Below are 18,542 nucleotides of genomic sequence, written 5' to 3' on the forward strand. Positions count from 1 at the left end.
CTTCCAATAACCGAGTTACTTTACATAATATAATTATAAGTCCTATACAGAAAGGAGTTTAGTTATGCAAGCAATTATTGAAATTTTGGGTATTGTATTACCTATTATAATAGCGGGACTGATTGTGGTATTTGTCATTAAGAGGCTGGATCAGAAAACGAAGCAAGGCGCGTTGCCTAAGAAAAAATCGAAGGGCGCTCAGACATTGTTGGACAGTCTGATACCACTTGGAATGTTGGTTGGTTGTATACTTGGTTTGCTAATTAGTACGATCTCTCCCATTTCGTTAGGATTTGCCTTTAGTTTAGGCGCTTCATTTGGTTTATTAGGTGGATATTTTGCGTATGAGAGGTATGGTAAGAGAGAAGAGATGTAATGATAGAGGTTACAATCTAGACAAGAGGAATTCGGTAGGATGAATAAGCAGTATCTACGCTAGTGGCTATACGTATAGTTAAATCAGTAACTTCTAGTAAATAGGTTTTATGAATGATGTGAGGAGAAAACAGAATGAGTAAAACGAAATCTACTTCCGAAACTTGCATCATAGTTCTTCATGAAATATATGGAATCAATCCATTTATGAAAGACATATGTGTTTCGTTGTCTGAGAAAGACTTCGATGTAATCTGTCCAAATCTGTTGCCTCAAGAAACACCTTTTGATTATTCACAAGAAGAGGTAGCTTATGAAAACTTTATGCAACATGATAGTTTCGAAAACAACGCACGTAAGGTAAAAGAGTTAGTGGTGGAGATGAAGCATCAGTATGCAAAAGTATTTATACTTGGATTCAGTGTGGGAGCGACAATTGCTTGGCTCTGCAGCGAGGAAGAGTGCGTAGATGGGATGGTTGGATACTACGGATCACGAATACGAGATTTTGCAGGAATGAATCCCGCTTGTCCAACATTGTTGTATTTTCCGAATACCGAGAAGTCATTTGATGTGAAAGAAATGGTTTTGAAATTAGAAAAGCCGAATGTGGAGGTATATACGTACGATGGGCAGCATGGATTTAGTGATCCATACGCTTTTGCATACAATGAAGAATTAGCTCATATTACCTTTAAACAAACGATAGACTTCTTTAGAAATAATTGAAAGAATTGTGTAGGAGGAAGCACTTCATGAATTGAAGTGCTCTTTGTTGTTTAGATATATTGATAGAATAAACCGAACTGTGTATCGTACCATAACAGTGTGCCATGTTTTCTCAAAGGTAGACGTGTTTGAAAACTCCATTCAGGATACTGTTTGATAATCTGGACATGATCGCCAGTCGCGAATGCGATAAAGGAGATATAATGATCTTTTGTCATCGGGTGGTCGCTTGAGATAAAACGTTCATTATCGACTTCTTCAATCGTAAGTTTTTCTTCGTCGCTCGCTTTCTTCGCTTGTAGCGCTTCGAGTTTCCTGCCACAACAAGATAGTGTAATATTTCCCGTTGCCAATACAATATTATTACAAGATGGACAGACAAAGTACTTTGATTTTTTCATATTTCCTCCTATAAACTCATTAGACAGTATTTCACCGTCTAAAATATTTTCTATATTCACACCAAGTAGCTTAGATAGATTGGATAAAAGTGTTACATCCGGACAACCATATCCGCGCTCCCACTTTGAAATCGTTCGATCCGAAATATTCATTTGATCGGCTAATTGTTTCTGGGTGAATCCTTTTTCTTTGCGTAATGTATATATTAATTCACCAACTTTACTTGTATCCATCGGTTTCCCTCCTGCTCTCTATTATCATAGGCGAATATCCAACAGGCATCAACAAACGTTCCGTGGAGTTTGTTACACTTATATATACTGGCGTGGTTAATTTACTAGAAACTATAAAAAGAGTAGATCTGAGATAGTAGAAAGCAAGGTGAGTAGAAATGAAACAGCATTGTTGTGAAGACATGGCATATCATGCAACTTTTACATGTGACGTACACAAAGACCCGTATGATTGCCCGGATCAATTGATTCTTTTTAATAAAACAGATCAAGATTACGGATTGTTAATTCATGATGGAGGTACTTCAAGTATCGGGATTTCATTTTGCCCATGGTGTGGAAGTACATTATTGGAAAGGGGATAGAAAATGAATAAACTTCAAACGTACGCTGTCGCTATTGCGGTTTTAGCACTCGTCTTTTTCTTCGTTCTTTCAGTAGTAACGAGTAATTGGAAGTTTTTCTTATGGAGTATCATACCGATCCTTTTATGGCTAATGACGGCTTTCCTAGCTAAAGTAAACGCTAGAGATTAAATGGAGTACATCCTTCTACATAAAAGGGCTGTCACAGAAAATCATAATGACTTTCGGTAACAGCCCCTTTTGTTATAACCACAACGTTTCCCCAATTAGTAACTTCTTTAATCGATTTTCATCCAACTGCAATCTTCTCCACTCAGCATCCAGCCTTTCAACAGCTTCGGGCCCTGTATCGTCCGCTAAATGATAAGTTCCATAATGTATCGGAATAAATGTTTTTCCGGCTAGCTCTAAAAACCCTTTCACTGCATCCTCGGGTGTTAAGTGACTTTCCTTCATAAACCATTCCGGCTCGTACGCCCCAATCGGCATGAGCACCGTATCAATAGTGAACTTCTTGGCAATCTCTTGAAAACCTCGGAAATATCCCGTATCCCCAACGAAGTAAATCGATTGCTCAGCACTTTCGATAATCCAGCCGCCCCAATGGGAAGTATTCGTGTCTGTCATGGTGCGTTTTGTCCAATGTTGCGCAGGAACAAATGTGAACTTCGTGTTTTCAAACACAAATGATTCAAACCATTCCGCTTCGAAGACCTTTTTATATCCTCTTATCTGGAACTTACTGCGTAAGCCAACTGGAACAAAATATTTAGGGTGGCCTTTTAGATGTCTGATCGTACCAAAGTCCAAATGATCATAATGTCCGTGTGAAATAATTACGACGTCAATCTCTGGCAATTCAACTAGAGCGACTCCTGGTTCCGTCAATCGTTTCTGAAAGCCCATTCGCTTTGCCCAGACCGGATCCGTAATTATGTTGAGCCCGTTGATTTGAATCAAACATGTGGAGTGTCCAATCCAAGTAATGGATGCTTTCGATCGATTAATAGCGAGTTTTTCTATTTCCCTATCTGGCGCTTGCTCGATTACGATACGTAAATCTTTCTTTTTCTTATTACGTTCTTTCTGCCACCGAATCATTTCTCGCAGTGTTTTACGTGTATCTGCGTTATCTAAATTAGTATAGCGTTTTCTCCTCATGATTCATCACTCAACTGACTTTTGATATACTCCAATAATTTCTTCGCCACTGAAAACTCATGTGTTTGATAGAGTGAACGGGCACCAACGGGATCTTCGATTTCATTCAGTAACCAGCCACCTGAAATAGGAAGAATGAAATCAATGCCGATATAGTCGCTAGAAATTGCCCGGGAAATCGTTTGAACTTGTTTGAGTTCGGTGTCGTTCAACGTATACTTTTCCACGGTGCCGCCTAATGTGTAATTGGATTTGAATGAATCTTTCGCGCCAGTTCGTTTCACTGCACCTAGCACTTCATTACCGAGCATAAATACGCGGATGTCCGTCGCGTCAGATTCAATGAAAGGCTGCGCGATTAGTTTAGTAGGATCGAACTGATTTAGAATGTTTTCTGTTTGCTGTGCAGATTCACATAGAAATACTTCGCTTCCGCCGTGACCTCCGCGAGTTTTCAGTATAAAAGGCAAAGGAGGAAGTTGATCCACTCTGAATGTGGGGACTGCAGGAATACCAAGCAGGGAAGCCAGTTCAAACGTGCGTAGTTTATCATTGGCAATTTTTTGTATACTCGCTCGATTGAACACACGGTAACCGGCTTGTTCCAATTCTAAGGCTAAATCAGGATCACGATCGCGGAATAAAATGAAATCAAGCGGTTCAGTAGGTGAATCCGTTATCAACTCCACGTTCATATCCAGTTCCTTTGCTTCTTTTAATAGATCATCGATAAACGCATGATTTCTCTTCGCTTCCTCCTCATTATAGTAAATTGCACCTTTCATTTAATCTTCTCCAATATATACGCAATCATTGCATCCGCGACGTTAATACCGGTGACATTCAAGAGGTTGCGTATATGCGCTGCGCCGTTCACTTCACAAACCAGTGGCTGTTCATCCGCACCGAATAACAAATCTACTCCTGCGAATTCTGCACCAACTGCTTTTGCAGCTTCCATAGCTAGTGTTTCTTGGGCGGGCGTCAATTCCACAATTTCAGCTACGCCACCGTTTGTAATGTTCGCGCGGAAATCCGTCTCCGAATGACGATACATGGCCGCAATGATTTGATCGCCCACTATATTGACGCGTAAGTCTCGCCCTCTACTTGTCTCGATGAACTCTTGAAAGACATAATCGACACCACGCAACTCATCGACTTTTTCATAGAAAGCTTCTTTCGTTTCGATCAAATACACTTTCATACCAAATGAGCCATGACCTTCTTTAATGATCATGGGCAAGCTGAGAGTTTCAAGGACGTTCTCGTAATATCCGCTATCTACAATTGTGAAGTTAGGATAGACTTTCGGTGCGATGATCGTTTTCGGCATTGCGACACCGTGCTTCGCGAGTTCCAGGTACTGCTTGGCTTTATTATCACATGTCTCAATAACTTCAGGATCATTGAAGACGGGGATCCCTGCATTTTTTAAATACTGTCCAAGCAATGTATCTTTATCGAGGAAGACGACGAAATCAGGGACATCTTTTATCTGAACTTGCACATCCATCTGTATTTCATAATTTTTTAAGATTGTCGCCCGTACACCAGCACGCTCTGCTGCTTCCTGCACAAGCCGTGCTTGATCAGCAAATTTATCACTCGTTAAACTACCATTATAAATAACCCAACAACTTTTCAATCCCCACGCCACCTTTGCTATACTGTATATAACTTAATTTTAGCACAGGAGGAATTTCTTTGATTCCAAAACTTGATGAATATAAAAAACAATTTGACATAATGAGTGACGACGAGATTAAACCTGGATTAGATGCAATAGAAAAGGCATTGGCAAGTGTATTGAACCCTGAGAAAGATTTGCGAATTATTCATGTGGCGGGTACGAACGGCAAAGGTTCGACGATTGCAGTAATGGAAGCGGTGTTACAAGCACATGGATTTGAAACCGGTGTATTTTCTTCACCCGCCATACTGGATGTACATGATCAGATTCGGATCAATGGAAAGCCAATTGCGCAAGAGGAATTGGAGTATGTGTTTGAGGAGATCGAAGCAGCAGGATTGAGCGGTTTGCTGACGGACTTTGAATTGCTGACGGTGGCAGCGTTTTTAGCGTTCCGTAATGCAGGACCGGACTACGTCTTGCTTGAGACGGGGATGGGTGGTAGATACGACAGCACGAATGTGGTGACGCCTTTAGTGTCCGTCATCACGTCGATTGCTCTCGATCATACGGGGTTTCTTGGTAATACAGTTGAAAAGATTGCCGCGCATAAAGCCGGCATTATTAAGCCGTATATTCCAGTCGTTATAGGGGAATTAGCAAAAGAAGCGAAAGAGATTGTCTTGTCAGAGGCGAAGTCGAATAAAAGTTTAGTACGCGCATATGACGAAGAATTCACAATGAAGCAAGGGACTACTGAGATCTTCAGTGGTATGTCTACATTTGAAATTCCAGTGCGTAATATGAAAGGGCCACATCAAGCAATTAATCTTGCGGTTGCTCTAGAAGCTTTATCATTGGCAGGGGTTCCTTTGAAACAAGATCATGTGGCTAAAGCTATAGCAAATGTAGCTTTGCCGTTTAGATTCCAAAAGCTTGCAGAACACGTTTATATGGATGGAGCTCATAATCCTGCTGCTGCGCGTATGTTGGTACGTACTATTTCCGAGCAATTTCCAGGAAAGAAAGTGGACTGGGTTGTAGGAATGTTGAATACGAAAGATTATAAAACTACGTTGGAAATGTTGGCGCCACTTGCGAATAGTTTTACGTTTGTAGATTTTTCGCATGCACAGGCTGCAAAAGCGAAAGATTTGCAAGCAGTTTGCCCGATAGAGGCGAGTCGTGTGATTTCGTTTGAAGAAGTCGATGTAACATGTTCGAAAAAAAACATAAAGGTAGTTGTTGGGTCTCTTTACTTATTAAGTAGTTTAATGAGACAATAGGCTTAATAAAGTTAGTTTTATAGACTATTACGTTTAGGAAAGGGTATTTAGTTTTAGTAGGAGAATATAACGAATATAAACGGGAGGAATGTCATGTCATGAATACTACGAAAGAAAAAGGATTTACACTAGTCGAAATTCTAGCGGCTTTGACAATTTTGGGTATTGTATTCGTTAGTTTCATGACGATTTTTTCTCAAATGAATGTATTTAATACTCGGACAGAATCTAAACTTGAAACGATCCATTTGGCTAAAAAAGAATTGAATTTTTGGAAAGAGAATCCGATGCCGTTAGAAAATAATGAAGGGGTTTCAGTTCTCAAGAAAGATACTGAATCGTCATCTGATTTTATTTTTTATACATATACACGTCAAGATGAACCCAAATACGAATACCGTGTGAAATACCGTGTACCATCAGACTTGAAATCTTTCACAGAAACATCTGTTACACTCCATAGATTACAAATTTCTATTTATGAGAATGGCAAGGAAATTAGTGAGACGTTTGGTTATGTGGAGGATGGGGCTCTATGAATGTAAAGTGGACAATAAGAAAGAATCAGCAAGGAATGTCAGTTGTTGAACTATTAGCAACGCTACTACTTGTCTCTTTAGTTTCAGTAATCATCTGGACAACATTCTCAATAAGTACTCGAATGAATACATCGGAGACGGCAAAATTACGCTTACAGCAAGAGGCAAATTATATTGCCACAGAAGCACAACGTTTACATCGTAAGTGTTCAAGTTATGAATTTGTTGTGAAGCCTCAAAGAGTGAGCGTTCGAAATTGCCGAACGTCATCTCAAACTATAGAAGATTATATTCTTAGTACGAATTTTATGTATTATACAGATCAAAAAAATCCAGAAGCTACTGAAGAAAGATTCTATGTAAACGCAAAGAGAGGGAATTTAGAAATATCAAAGTTTTGGGTTGTAGATCCAAATAACGATAAATTGAAAGTATCCATCCCATTGGAATTATCCAGATATAAGGAAGCCCCTTGAGGAAAGGAAGCGATCGTGTGCAATTACCTAAAAATGAAAAAGGCTATGCATTAGTGCTTGTCTTGCTTGTCATCATATTTATCATGATTGGTAGTGCTGTTTTCATGAGGGGATCGATTAGCAATGCTAAACAGCAACGTATTGTAGATGACAACAACCTGGCATATACTGCTGCTGAAATGGGTGTAGATTATTACAAATGGCTGTATATAAATAAATTTAAAGCAGAAAGACGTAAGATTTGGAACAATACGAAGTTGGACTATGAGAGCGATAAGATCATGATAAATAACAAAAGTATAACACCCGAAAAAAAACAAGAAGAGCTTAAGCAAGCGGCAAAAAACCGGCAAAATCAAATGGTTGATCAACTTCTCAACCTGTACTTCACTAATCTTGAAAAAACGAAGCCAGATACAACAGATTCTTTACATTATAGTATTTTAGAACCTGTAAACTATACTAGAGTAAAAGACTCCGCGGATAGGCATATAGGTTTACTAGTCAAAGGCAAAGTGCGGGGGGAATATGGAAAAGGAAGCAAGCGAGCGAAAAGTTTGGATTTTGAGCTACTGTTTGATTTTCCGTTGCTAGTTGAGGATAGTATTTCCAACCCGCCAAACAATGGAGGGAATTCTTTGACGATTCCCGTTGTGGACATTCAAAGTTTAATTGAAAGCAATAAGCAAACTACACCATGTACTACTAATCCTAACAATGAAAAATGCTTGGGACAGAAATCTACTGATACTCATTTTACCGCAATAAATTCCATTGTGTATTTTCCATTCGGTTATACAAAAGGAAATGGGAATATCGGAATAGATTTTAAGAATACGCAAATATATTCAAAAGGAAACATTGAGCTACCTAATATGAATACTATGAATAACATAACCATGTATGCTGATGGAAATATTGAACTGAAAAACTTAAATGGAGCAAATCAAGCAAATCTATATACAACCGGAAGTATTGAATTTAAGAATGCTAGCTCGGGTTATTCGAATTCTATACTTTATGCAAAAGGAGCTATGGACGGGAAAAATACCGAATTCAAAAACATGAAAATAGTTGTCGACGGTAACTACACTGGAGAAAAATTTGCGCTAACTAGCAAGTCAGTTATGGTAGTCGGTAAAGAACTTACAATGAAGAAAGCAGGTTCTATATACAATTCCAACTTAGTTGTTAAAGGAAATTTAGTTGTAGAGAAGTCGCTTGTCATTAAAAACAATTCAAAAGTTTGTGTTGGTGGAAATATTGATTTTAATAATATTGATCTGAAAACAATGGATTCAAGTAGCAAAATTTATTTCGTGGAAGAAAAAGCCAAACCCCAAAGTATTATTGGCAAATATCCAAACTTAATTCCGATGAAAGAATCTGTATTTAAAGCTAATACAGAAGCGTTATATGATAACTGTGTTGGCGGTGGAAATGGAAGCGATAGTCCAGGCATTTCAGATAACCCTAATTGGGAGCCTCCTGAAATCGATGTTACATATAATTAATCAAAGTCAGGAGATTTACTATGAAACCAAAACAATACAAAATCAGCCTCATCTTAGGTGCTCTATTACTAGTCATCTCCGCTATTTTCGCCCAACAAGCTTACGCAGGCGACGGCTTCTTCTCAAACTTTAAAAAGTTTAGCAAACACACGTATGCAGGGCCGTTTGACATATCAAAGCATAATCGTAAAGATGCGAAAGAGAAGCTAGTAAATAATTTTGTGGAGCTGGAACAGAACTTATCAGTCCAACTAATTGTGCAAGATCATCAAGTAGATGTTCCAGCAGATGTAATAAGTTTTGATCCAGATGCTACATTAAACGAAGCAAAAAGTGGAGTGGATAATGCATTAATCGCAAAAGTCTCCCGTGAAGGACTTCGTACGGTGATGAAACAAAATTTCCATTCGCTTTCATTTAGTGAAGATGATGTGGAGAAAATAGCTGCACAACTCGAAGTTCAGCTGCGGAGCGGTATTATGCCACAACAAGTATATATAGCGAATTTTGTACCTGATTTATACGAGCAGAAACAAGTGATTGCTTCCGCTGCATATGAAGTGGATGAGCTAGAAAAAGGTTTGCGTTTATTGATGGACGATTTGAATGGTTTAGAGATTCAGCCGAATTCTACCTTTTCATTCCGTGAATATTTGGATGGTAAAGAGTCTGCTAGTGCGACAGATGGTCAAATGACTATTATGGCTTCTCTCCTGTATAAATCTGCATTGCAAACGAATTGGGTGATAGATGAACGCAATATTTCTTCTGAATTACCTGCGGGCGTTGAACCAGGATTTGAAGCCGCGATCAATCGTAAGCTCGATTTAGATTTCCTGTTCACGAACCCCAATCAAACCGTCTTCACGATTCGTACGGCTTGGACAGGCGCTCAATTGGAACTGTCGATTGAAGGTCTACCGTTTGTGCATCGTTACGATACCGAAGTGGAGAAAATCACAAAGTATGATCCGAAAACGGTTATCCGTTATAGCGCCTTTGTAAATGCAGGTGCGATTGAAGTGGTGGATAAAGGCAAGAAAGGCATGGAGGTTGCGGTTAAAAGGAATATTCTGTTAAACGGTTCATTGGAAGAAATTGAAGATGTGTCAATTGATTTCTATGCGCCGAAACCTATTATTGAACGACATAGTTTAAAAAAGATAGTAGAGAAAGTTCCTGAAAGTGATGTGGATAGTGCTTCTAGCAATACCGATGGAAACACATCAGGTAATGGCTCGACAGAAAACCCGTCTACTTCATCTAACGGAAAAGGTTCGACTTCTTCAAATGGTGGTGGATCAGGTAGCGATGGAAGCTCAGGATCGGGCAATACGGGTTCTTCTTCAGGTAATGGAACGGGTAGCGGTGGTTTGGGATCAGGTAAGGGAAGTGGTTCAAGTAACACAAATGTCCCGACTGGAAAAGATGATGTGAAATATGATTACGATAAAGGTGGCAATCTTATAAAGGTCGACAAGAATGGTAATCCAATCGATTAATAGAGGGGGATTGAGATGGCGACAACTAGAAAGCGTCTTGGAGATTTATTAATAGAATCCGGCTTGCTGACGGACGAGCAGTTAATGAGTACGTTGAAAGAAAAGTCTCGCGACGAGCGACTAGGTGATGCGTTATTGCAGCGCGGGTATATTACGGAGCAACAGTTGATTGAAGTGTTGGAGTTCCAGCTGGGAATTCCTCACGTCAACTTATTCCGTTATCCGTTTGATCCGAAGTTGTTTAATATTGTACCTAAAGGCTTGGCGCAGCAAAAAATGATTGTTCCGTTGAAAAAAGATGGAGATAAATTATTCGTCGCCATGGCAGACCCGATGGATTATAACACGATTGAGGATTTACGATTGTCTACTGGTTTCCATATAGATACTGCCATCGCGTCAAAAGACGATATTACACGAACGATCACTAGATATTATGATGATGAATTATTTGATGACTTGCTGTTTGATGAGCCTGAAACAACTGCGAGTCAGGCAGAGCAACAGGATGACATCGTAGATAATGATTCTCCTGTTGTACGTCTAGTGAACCAGATTATTTCTAGTGCAGTTTCTATGAAGTCGAGTGATATTCATATTGATCCTCAAGAACACCAAGTCATCATCCGCTTTAGAATTGATGGAAAACTGCAGACTGAACGGGTCATACCGAAGCACATGCAGGCTATGCTTCTAGCCCGAATCAAAATCATGGGGAATTTGAACATTACTGAATCACGCATGCCACAGGATGGGCGCATCAAAGTAATGATTGATTTCCGTCCGATCGATTTACGGTTATCGACTTTACCGACGGTTTTTGGTGAAAAAGTCGTTATGCGTATTTTGGACTTGAGTAGCTCATTGAATGATATGACAAAGCTTGGTTTTGGTCCAACGAATCTAGAGCGTTTTCTTGGAGAAATTGAGAAGCCGAACGGTATTGTGTTGATTTCTGGACCCACTGGTTCGGGTAAATCATCCACGTTATATGCAGCGTTGAATCGGTTGAATAGCGAAGAGGTAAATATTATTACGATTGAAGATCCGGTGGAGTATCAATTAGAAGGAATTAATCAGATTCAAGTAAACACGAATGTGGGATTAACGTTTGCGACGGGGTTACGTTCTATATTGCGTCAAGATCCAGATGTGGTCATGGTAGGTGAAATTCGGGATAAAGAGACGGTAGAAATTGCGATACGTGCTTCTTTGACAGGACATGTAGTTTTGAGCACGATCCACACGAATGATTCGGTTGCATCTATATCGCGGCTACTTGATATGGGTGTGGAGCCGTTCCTTTTGACTGCCTCTCTTAATGCAATTGTAGCTCAACGATTGATCCGACGTGTATGCCGGGACTGCGGCACTACACAGCTAGCTACTGATCGTGAAAAAGAAATTTTCGCAAGACGCGGGAAAACGATTGAAACGATTCACCGTGGTGCAGGTTGCTCGGCGTGTAATATGACAGGATATCGCGGAAGGATTGCGATTCATGAAGTATTGATCATCAATGCTGAAATGCGTAATGCGATCAACAATAGCGCATCGCCTACTGTATTCCGTGAAATCGCAGAGAAGAGTGAAACGATATTCCTGATAGATGATGGTTTGGAAAAAGTGAAACAAGGCATTACAACTACTGAAGAAGTGTTGAGGGTGGCCTTGCTAGATTAGGAGTGTTTGCGGTGACTGAAAGAATTGATCAATTATTAACTGAAGCCTTTACTATCAAAGCGTCTGATATTCATTTGACTGTTGGCGTGCCCCCAGTTTTTCGAGTGCATGGTGATTTGAAACGATTTGGTGAAACCGTTATGACGGAGGAAGACACAAAAGAAATTGCTTATCAAACGATTCCAGAAAAGATGATTCCTGCATTTAAAGAAGCTGGACAGATTGACTATTCTTATGAAATCGCTGGCGTTTCTCGTTTCCGTGTCAACGCATTCCAACAACGCGGCGCGATATCCTTAGCATTTCGAACAATTCCTACAAAAATTCCTACAATCGATGATTTGAATATGCCGGGAACGTTAAAGAGCTTATCTGACACTGCGCAAGGACTAATTTTAGTCACAGGGCCAACGGGTTCAGGTAAGTCCACAACACTTGCGGCAATGATTCGTTATATGAATGAAACGATGCGAAAGCATATTATTACGTTAGAAGATCCAATTGAGTATATGCATGAGCACGGTTCTTCTATTATCGATCAACGGGAAGTCGGTTTTGATACATTGTCGTTTGCGGACGGCTTACGTGCTGCGTTGCGTCAAGATCCCGATGTGATATTAGTAGGTGAGATGCGTGACTTGGAGACGATTTCTACAGCTATCACTGCTGCGGAAACCGGTCACTTAGTTCTGGCAACTTTACACACATGGAGTGCCGCGTCGACAATCGATAGAATTATAGACGTATTTCCTCATGGGCAACAGGCACAAATTCGCGTGCAGTTGGCAGGTGTTTTAAAAGCAGTCGTATCCCAGCGTTTATTCCAGACGATGGATAAGCAAGGAAGACGTGCGGCGACCGAGATTATGATTAATAATCCCGCTGTGTCGAACTTGATACGGTCTGAGAAAATTCACCAGATTCCGAATGTCATTCAGACAAGCCGTGCGCTAGGAATGCATATGATGGACCACTCCGTAAAGAATTTGATGGATCAGAGAATCATTTCGTATGAAGCGGCATTGCCGTTTATGCAAGGGGATGATTAAGAGTGGCTCGTTTTACATATGAAGGGCGAGATGCGAAAGCGATTCGCCGTGGTACGGTGACGGCTACGAATAAGCGAGATGCGGCGATTAAACTTAAAGATCAAGGAATTCGTGTAGTAAATCTTGTTGAGCAGAAAGAAACGATGCTAACGAAAGATATTACTATCGGTAGTCCGGTGAAGCGTGATCAATTGATTATGTTCTTACGGCAGTTTTCGACTCTCCTTCAAGCAGGGGTCACAATTGTGGATGCGGTGAGGATATTATCTATGCAAGTGGAGCAGGCGGCATTTCGGAAGATTTTGACCGCAGTTCAGGAAGATCTACGCACGGGTACAGCGTTATCTATAGCTTTCGGAAAACATCCTAAAGTGTTTGAGCCGTTGATTTTAAACATGGTGGCGGCAGGGGAAGTTTCTGGTACGGTAGATGAATCATTGGATCAATTAGCAGAGCATTTCGAGAAAGCGTATCGTACAAGACAAAAAGTCACATCGGCGATGGCTTATCCAGTAGTAGTAGGCATTATAGCGATCTCCGTAGTTATTTTTCTTCTATGGTTCGTCGTACCGATGTTCGTGGATATGTTTGATAGCATTGGTGGGCAGTTACCTTGGCTAACTCGTGCGGTTATGGCAGCAAGTGCATGGATTGCAAGCTACTGGTACATGTTGATTCTTATAGTTTCAATTCTAGTTGTTGGGTATATCATGTTCAGAAGCAACCCCAAAGGGAAATACATTCTGGATACCATCTTGTTGAAATTACCTATATTCGGTAGCATTGCTCAAAAGTCTTCCCTCGCTATGATGACGCGCACATTAAGTTCCATGTTTTCGAGTTCTGTACCGATTTTACAGGCCCTGTCTATGACAGAAAGAGTGGTAGGGAATGAAGTCATTTCAAAAGTGATTGGTGAGTCTAGAGTATCAATGGAACGTGGCGGATCCTTGACAGAACCTATGTTAAATCACTGGGCATTCCCACCATTAATTCCTCATATGATTGCAATCGGGGAAGAGACTGGTTCTTTAGACTCCATGTTAGCCAAAGTTGCGGATTTTTATGAGAAAGAAGTAGAAGCTGCTACAGACCGCTTAAAAGCTCTGATAGAGCCTTTAATGATTGTTTTCTTAGCTGCTATAGTCGGGACTATAGTTTTAGCCATCATGTTACCGATGTTTAGTATGTTTGAGCAGATAGATAATTTGTAATGGAAATAACAAATGTTAGTAATAGTTTCAGTGTTTTTCAATTAAACTAGTGTTAATTTACTAGTGTCTTTGGTATACTATACTCATAGAGTACGATAAACAAAAGGGGGAAATTATATGAAAAAGTTTATGCAGAAGAAATTGAATCAAAAAGGTTTGACGCTTGTCGAGCTACTAGCGGTTATTGTTATTTTGGGTATTATTGCTGCGATTGCGGTGCCGGCTATTGGGAATATTATTGAGAACACGAAGTATAATGCGGTGAAGTCGGATGCTTTGAATGCTTTGAGTGCGGCTAATCTTTTATATGCGGAAGATCAAAATGCTAAAGATGTTACTGTAAAGACACTTGTTGATGGTGGTTATCTTGACAACAAAGGAAAGTTGACTGATGCTATGACATTCGCTAAGTCAGCTAACAACGTTGTTTCAATTAGTGGTAATACTGCGGAGTATGCAGGCGGTAAAAAAGTGACATTTACGTCAGCAACTGTTGAGATTATTAATACAGATAAAACAAAAGGTAGTGCAGCAGGCGATAAAACAATTAAGGGTGCAGTAGCAACACCATAAAAAAATAAACTTAATAAAGGACGGAAGGCGATTATTTACCCGCCTTCCGCCTTTTTGTTGAATACATACAGGGGCGAATGAATGATATCAAGTTTTTTAAATCCTAGAGAGGACTTACGTTAATTGAACTTCTCGCAGTAATTGTAATTGTAGGAATCATTGGAGCCATCGCTGTACAAACAATCGGCAAGATCTTCAATAAAAGTGTTAATAAAGCAATGAAGAGGGAAGTTATTGTCATGTTGCCGGCTGTTTCACTTCAAAACTTGAGTTCATAAGGGTACATGGAAGACGGTGGCTATTTAAATAGTACATCAGTCGTTACGAATGTAACATCAACCAAAATTTGTGCATTTTCGCCTGGAAAAACAAAGTGATTTTCTATAATGCAACAGCCGAAGAAACTGTCAACTTAGGCAATGAAATAAAGGTAGGAAATCAGGCGGCTGGAGAAAAAATCAAGATGTGCAGAAATAAAAACATTTTCATTTCTGACCTTTGTCTACAATGGCGGTTAGAACTTTTCATTCCCGCCAAATCTTCCCTTCCAACATCACATTTGATATACTTGCCATAACTAATTCACTAGGAAATTATCACCAACCACCTTGCGTTTGCTCATCTGGAAGGAGTTCATTTATGTCGATTTTATCTAATTTTAAACGCCCGCTTTCCAAACTTTCTATGCCTACATTCAGCCGGAAAAAGCGTGTGCATTCATTAACACTTGACGACGATGCGATTCGATACGTGCGTATAAAGTCCTTGAATCCGATCGTGCTGGAAACAGCGAAAGAGATGTTGCTACCCGAACATATCATCATGGACGGCCGAATAGTCGAAGAGGACGTGTTGCGTGAAGTCTTGACTACGACCGTGAAAGATTGGAATCTTGTGAAGCGTGACGTGGCGTTTCTGGCGCCTGATACATATGTCATCATCCGACGCGTTGCGTATCCGGACACGGTGGAAGATGAAGAGCTGAAAAGCCATTTCTTTATCGAAATTGGTTCGACGATTTATTTGCCGTTTGATGATCCGGTGTTTGATGTCGTTCCGTATACAGCTAATAAATCGCAAAATGAAGCGATTTTGATTGCATCTAAAGAAAGTATTATGCAGACCTATGAGGAAGTGCTGAAGTCAGTAAAAGTGGAGCCAGTTGTGGCCGATATTGCACCGCTTTCTCTGTATCGCTTGGCACATCATGTGCACCAATTTGATGGGTCGGAACATATTCTCCTTGCTGATTTGCGTGGTCGTAGCTTGACTGTGTCTATTTTCTATTCCCATTATCCTTTGTTCATTCGCTCGATGGAACTGGAAGTACCGCTTAGCATGACAACAGGCGAAGAGCTAGAGCAACGAGTTGAGCCGGATACGATTGTCATGGAACTCGAGAAGCTAGCGAACTTCTATCGCTTTAATTTGGCGGAGAATGATTCCGCTATTACCCATCTAGTGTGGAATGGTACATATACACAACAAGAAGAATTATTGCAGATGGTACGAGAACGTTTAACGATCGAAGCACTTCCCTTAGTGAACGAGCCGATTAGTTGTGTGGACGGAACCGAAATTACTGCGGATTTCCACCGAGTTATTGGTCTCGCGCTGAAGGAAGAGGTGTAATATGTTAGTTGATATAAATCTACTGCCGGAAAAGATCCGTGAGAAGGCTACATTTCTTTGGATAGCGATTGCGATTCTTATAGTCGCTCTCCTAAGTTGGGCTGTGCTTTATTTCATTGCGCAAAAATATGATGATGAAGCTCAAAAGTTGCAACAATCCACGTATGAAATACAGAAACAACAAGAAGGTATCACGTCGCAAATGCATTTATCTGCATTCGGTCAGGAAAAAGAACAATTAGCAGCGACGGTCGAGTTCTTGAAAGGGTACCAATATAAAACACAATCTCTTATAGAAGATCTTTCGAAAGCCTTGCCAGACCGAGGTTTTTTCCAAGAGCTAACGTTCACTGCACCTAATGAAGTGACATTGCAAGTACAGTTTGATGACTTGATGGAGCCAGCGCTTTATCTAACTCGAATGAAAGCTTCGTCGTTAGTGATCGACGCGACGTTCGAAGGAATTGAAACGGAAAAACTGGACATCGATGAACGGAAGAATGTCTTGCCTAGATATTTCGCTACCTATTTTATTCAGTTTGTTGATGAGCGTGCATTGCCAGGTGCAGATGCAGACGTGGATCCTGATGCGATTCAAGAACCGCAAGAGGAAGCTCCGGCGGATGAGCAACCACAGCAACCTTCTGAAGAACTACAACCTCCTGTAGATGCGAATACGGAAGGAGGCGATATGGTTGAATAAATATTTGTCTAAACGTCAGATGGAGATTGGTTTAGTCGTATTGGCTTCCATTTTCCTTATTGCACTTGTCTATTACACGGTGACGAACGTCTACTTGCCAGCGAAAGAAACGAAGGATCAGACGGCGGCTCAGTTTGCTTCAGAACGTGATGTGTTGTTTTCCTTACAAAAACAATTGGCGAATAGAGATGTGAATGAAACCGTAACATCCGCACCACTTCAAAAAGTTGTGCCTGTCATTCCGTTAGAAGATGCATTGCTGATTCGTCTGGATAGGGCAGAAGTAAAGTCCGATAGTCGGATAGAAGAAATTAATTTTTCGAAGGAAGTATTCGATATAGAACTACTGCCAGAAAATGTACAAAATCTTGAAACCGTGTTGATGGAAGTGACACTCGCTGCAGATACATATAAGCAAGTCGATACGTTCATTTACGAGATTGAAGAAATGATTCGACTGATAAATGTAGAGACGATTCAATTCGAAGCGACTGCCGAGAAAACGGAAGAGGAATCGGATATCGGTGAAATGAAAGTTGTGATTTCATTCCATGCGTACTTCCGTCCGGATCTTGTCAATTTACAAAATGAGGCGCCGAAAGTAGACGCTCCGCCACCTGCGATGAAATTCGATCCTACGACGATCAATAAATTGACAGGTACTGAGAGGGCAGAGTAAGGAGGTAATCCATGGAATGGCTCTATAGTAGTTTTATCTTCCTTTATGGCGTTACGTTTGGCTCGTTCTTTAACGTAGTCGGCATACGTTTGCCGTTAAAGGAATCCATCGTGTCACCACCATCTCGCTGTACGACATGTGATCGTAATTTGACGGCAGTGGATCTGGTGCCGGTTTTCTCTTATATGTTCTTGCGTGGGAAGTGCCGAGGATGTAAAGAAAAGATCAGTGCTCTCTATCCTGTGATGGAGCTGATCACGGGTGTGCTGTTCGTCTGTGCGTATTTACACTTCGGATTTCAATGGGAGCTTGTTGTGGCATGGTTATTTATCTCCATGTTGGTTATTTTAACGGTATCCGATCTAAAATATATGTTGATCCCGAATAAAATTTTATTGCCGTTTGGTATCGCGATTTTCATCTTGCGCTTCGTCAGTCCGCTGACGCCTTGGTGGGATAGCTTGCTCGGTGCTGCGGTCGGGTTCGGTTTGTTGCTGTTGATTGCCATCGTGTCGAACGGCGGTATGGGCGGTGGCGATATTAAGTTGTTTTTCGTTATTGGTTTGGTGCTCGGAACGATGCAGACGTTAGTGACGCTGTTTCTCGCTTCATTGATAGGCGCCATTGTCGGCATGATTTTCTTAAAAAAGACGAAGCAAGGACGTAAAACACCTGTGCCATTCGGTCCTTCGATTGCGGTCGCTGCACTCATTGCTTATTTCTATGGTACGCAGCTTGTCAGTTGGTATACAGGTTTGTTGAACTAAATCGGTAAATGTTTATGGACGAGACGA

General features: G+C 40.7%; 21 protein-coding genes and 1 pseudogene. 18 read left to right on the top strand and 4 right to left on the bottom strand.

All coding sequences use genetic code 11. The annotated features are described in order from the left end of the window. The first annotated feature begins 64 nt into the window (after positions 1–64). A complete protein-coding gene (locus CSV75_RS02125) occupies positions 65–376 on the top strand; it encodes a hypothetical protein (RefSeq protein WP_099674551.1) in 312 nt (103 codons plus the stop codon). 134 nt (positions 377–510) lie between these two features. Beyond that, positions 511–1,104 (top strand): dienelactone hydrolase family protein, encoded by a 594-nt coding sequence (locus tag CSV75_RS02130; protein WP_099674552.1) that lies wholly within the window; start codon positions 511–513, stop codon positions 1,102–1,104. A 50-nt stretch (positions 1,105–1,154) separates the two neighbouring features. Here the strand turns inward: CSV75_RS02130 and CSV75_RS02135 are convergent, their stop codons facing one another. Continuing rightward, a complete protein-coding gene (locus tag CSV75_RS02135; RefSeq protein WP_099674553.1) occupies positions 1,155–1,739 on the bottom strand; it encodes a helix-turn-helix domain-containing protein in 585 nt (194 codons plus the stop codon). Positions 1,740–1,897: 158 nt separating this feature from the next. On the opposite strand from CSV75_RS02135, the gene CSV75_RS16775 reads away from it, so the two are divergent. Beyond that, on the top strand, positions 1,898–2,104 hold the full coding sequence (locus CSV75_RS16775; RefSeq protein WP_099674554.1) for a DUF6980 family protein: 207 nt from the start codon (positions 1,898–1,900) through the stop codon (positions 2,102–2,104). 3 nt (positions 2,105–2,107) lie between these two features. Continuing rightward, on the top strand, positions 2,108–2,275 hold the full coding sequence (locus CSV75_RS16195; RefSeq protein WP_158231567.1) for a hypothetical protein: 168 nt from the start codon (positions 2,108–2,110) through the stop codon (positions 2,273–2,275). Positions 2,276–2,347: 72 nt separating this feature from the next. Here CSV75_RS16195 and CSV75_RS02145 read toward each other — a convergent pair whose 3' ends face one another. The 3 genes from CSV75_RS02145 to CSV75_RS02155 are packed head-to-tail and all read right to left on the bottom strand — an operon-like array spanning position 2,348 to position 4,913. Beyond that, positions 2,348–3,265: an MBL fold metallo-hydrolase gene (locus CSV75_RS02145; RefSeq protein WP_099674555.1), complete on the bottom strand. Its 918-nt coding sequence runs from the start codon at positions 3,263–3,265 to the stop codon at positions 2,348–2,350. Then, the gene (locus tag CSV75_RS02150) at positions 3,262–4,050 is read right to left on the bottom strand and encodes an ATP-grasp domain-containing protein (RefSeq protein ID WP_099674556.1); all 789 of its coding nucleotides are present in this window, start codon (positions 4,048–4,050) and stop codon (positions 3,262–3,264) included. The genes CSV75_RS02145 and CSV75_RS02150 overlap by 4 nt, the downstream gene beginning before the upstream one ends. Continuing rightward, positions 4,047–4,913, bottom strand: a complete 867-nt coding sequence (locus CSV75_RS02155; RefSeq protein ID WP_099674557.1) for an ATP-grasp domain-containing protein — start codon at positions 4,911–4,913, stop codon at positions 4,047–4,049. The genes CSV75_RS02150 and CSV75_RS02155 overlap by 4 nt, the downstream gene beginning before the upstream one ends. A 59-nt stretch (positions 4,914–4,972) precedes the next feature. Between CSV75_RS02155 and CSV75_RS02160 the strand changes: the two genes are divergently transcribed. From CSV75_RS02160 to CSV75_RS02225, 14 genes and pseudogenes are all read left to right on the top strand, one after another. Next, complete coding sequence (locus tag CSV75_RS02160) at positions 4,973–6,184, top strand: bifunctional folylpolyglutamate synthase/dihydrofolate synthase (RefSeq protein ID WP_099674558.1); 1,212 nt, start codon at positions 4,973–4,975, stop codon at positions 6,182–6,184. Positions 6,185–6,282: 98 nt separating this feature from the next. Continuing rightward, positions 6,283–6,723, top strand: coding sequence for a type IV pilus modification PilV family protein (locus CSV75_RS02165; protein WP_099674559.1), 441 nt, complete (start codon positions 6,283–6,285; stop codon positions 6,721–6,723). Then, positions 6,720–7,199 (top strand): hypothetical protein, encoded by a 480-nt coding sequence (locus CSV75_RS02170; protein WP_099674560.1) that lies wholly within the window; start codon positions 6,720–6,722, stop codon positions 7,197–7,199. The genes CSV75_RS02165 and CSV75_RS02170 overlap by 4 nt, the downstream gene beginning before the upstream one ends. Positions 7,200–7,216: 17 nt before the next feature. Beyond that, positions 7,217–8,713: a hypothetical protein gene (locus CSV75_RS02175; RefSeq protein WP_144034758.1), complete on the top strand. Its 1,497-nt coding sequence runs from the start codon at positions 7,217–7,219 to the stop codon at positions 8,711–8,713. A gap of 20 nt (positions 8,714–8,733) precedes the next feature. After that, the gene (locus tag CSV75_RS02180; protein WP_099674562.1) at positions 8,734–10,215 is read left to right on the top strand and encodes a VanW family protein; all 1,482 of its coding nucleotides are present in this window, start codon (positions 8,734–8,736) and stop codon (positions 10,213–10,215) included. 15 nt (positions 10,216–10,230) lie between these two features. After that, entirely contained in the window at positions 10,231–11,898 is a 1,668-nt protein-coding gene (locus tag CSV75_RS02185) for a GspE/PulE family protein (protein ID WP_099674563.1), read from the top strand. 11 nt (positions 11,899–11,909) lie between these two features. Continuing rightward, positions 11,910–12,947 (top strand): type IV pilus twitching motility protein PilT, encoded by a 1,038-nt coding sequence (locus CSV75_RS02190; protein ID WP_099674564.1) that lies wholly within the window; start codon positions 11,910–11,912, stop codon positions 12,945–12,947. A 2-nt stretch (positions 12,948–12,949) separates the two neighbouring features. Further along, positions 12,950–14,161 carry a type II secretion system F family protein gene (locus CSV75_RS02195; protein WP_099674565.1) on the top strand — a complete coding sequence of 404 codons (1,212 nt, stop codon included), beginning with the start codon at positions 12,950–12,952 and terminating at the stop codon, positions 14,159–14,161. Between the two features lie 117 nt (positions 14,162–14,278). Then, positions 14,279–14,734: a prepilin-type N-terminal cleavage/methylation domain-containing protein gene (locus CSV75_RS02200; protein ID WP_099674566.1), complete on the top strand. Its 456-nt coding sequence runs from the start codon at positions 14,279–14,281 to the stop codon at positions 14,732–14,734. Between the two features lie 113 nt (positions 14,735–14,847). Then, positions 14,848–15,012: pseudogene (locus CSV75_RS16740) on the top strand (prepilin-type N-terminal cleavage/methylation domain-containing protein); the annotation flags it as partial. A gap of 361 nt (positions 15,013–15,373) precedes the next feature. Continuing rightward, positions 15,374–16,366, top strand: a complete 993-nt coding sequence (gene pilM / locus CSV75_RS02210) for a type IV pilus biogenesis protein PilM (protein ID WP_099674567.1) — start codon at positions 15,374–15,376, stop codon at positions 16,364–16,366. Between the two features lies 1 nt (position 16,367). Continuing rightward, positions 16,368–17,069, top strand: a complete 702-nt coding sequence (locus CSV75_RS02215) for a PilN domain-containing protein (protein WP_099674568.1) — start codon at positions 16,368–16,370, stop codon at positions 17,067–17,069. Next, positions 17,062–17,748, top strand: a complete 687-nt coding sequence (locus tag CSV75_RS02220) for a pilus assembly protein PilO (RefSeq protein ID WP_099674569.1) — start codon at positions 17,062–17,064, stop codon at positions 17,746–17,748. The genes CSV75_RS02215 and CSV75_RS02220 overlap by 8 nt, the downstream gene beginning before the upstream one ends. 11 nt (positions 17,749–17,759) lie before the next feature. After that, entirely contained in the window at positions 17,760–18,515 is a 756-nt protein-coding gene (locus tag CSV75_RS02225) for a prepilin peptidase (RefSeq protein ID WP_099674570.1), read from the top strand. The last annotated feature ends 27 nt before the right edge of the window (positions 18,516–18,542 follow it).

The sequence above is a fragment of the Sporosarcina sp. P18a genome, from assembly GCF_002743135.1.
In the GTDB taxonomy this organism is placed as follows: Bacteria; Bacillota; Bacilli; order Bacillales_A; family Planococcaceae; genus Sporosarcina.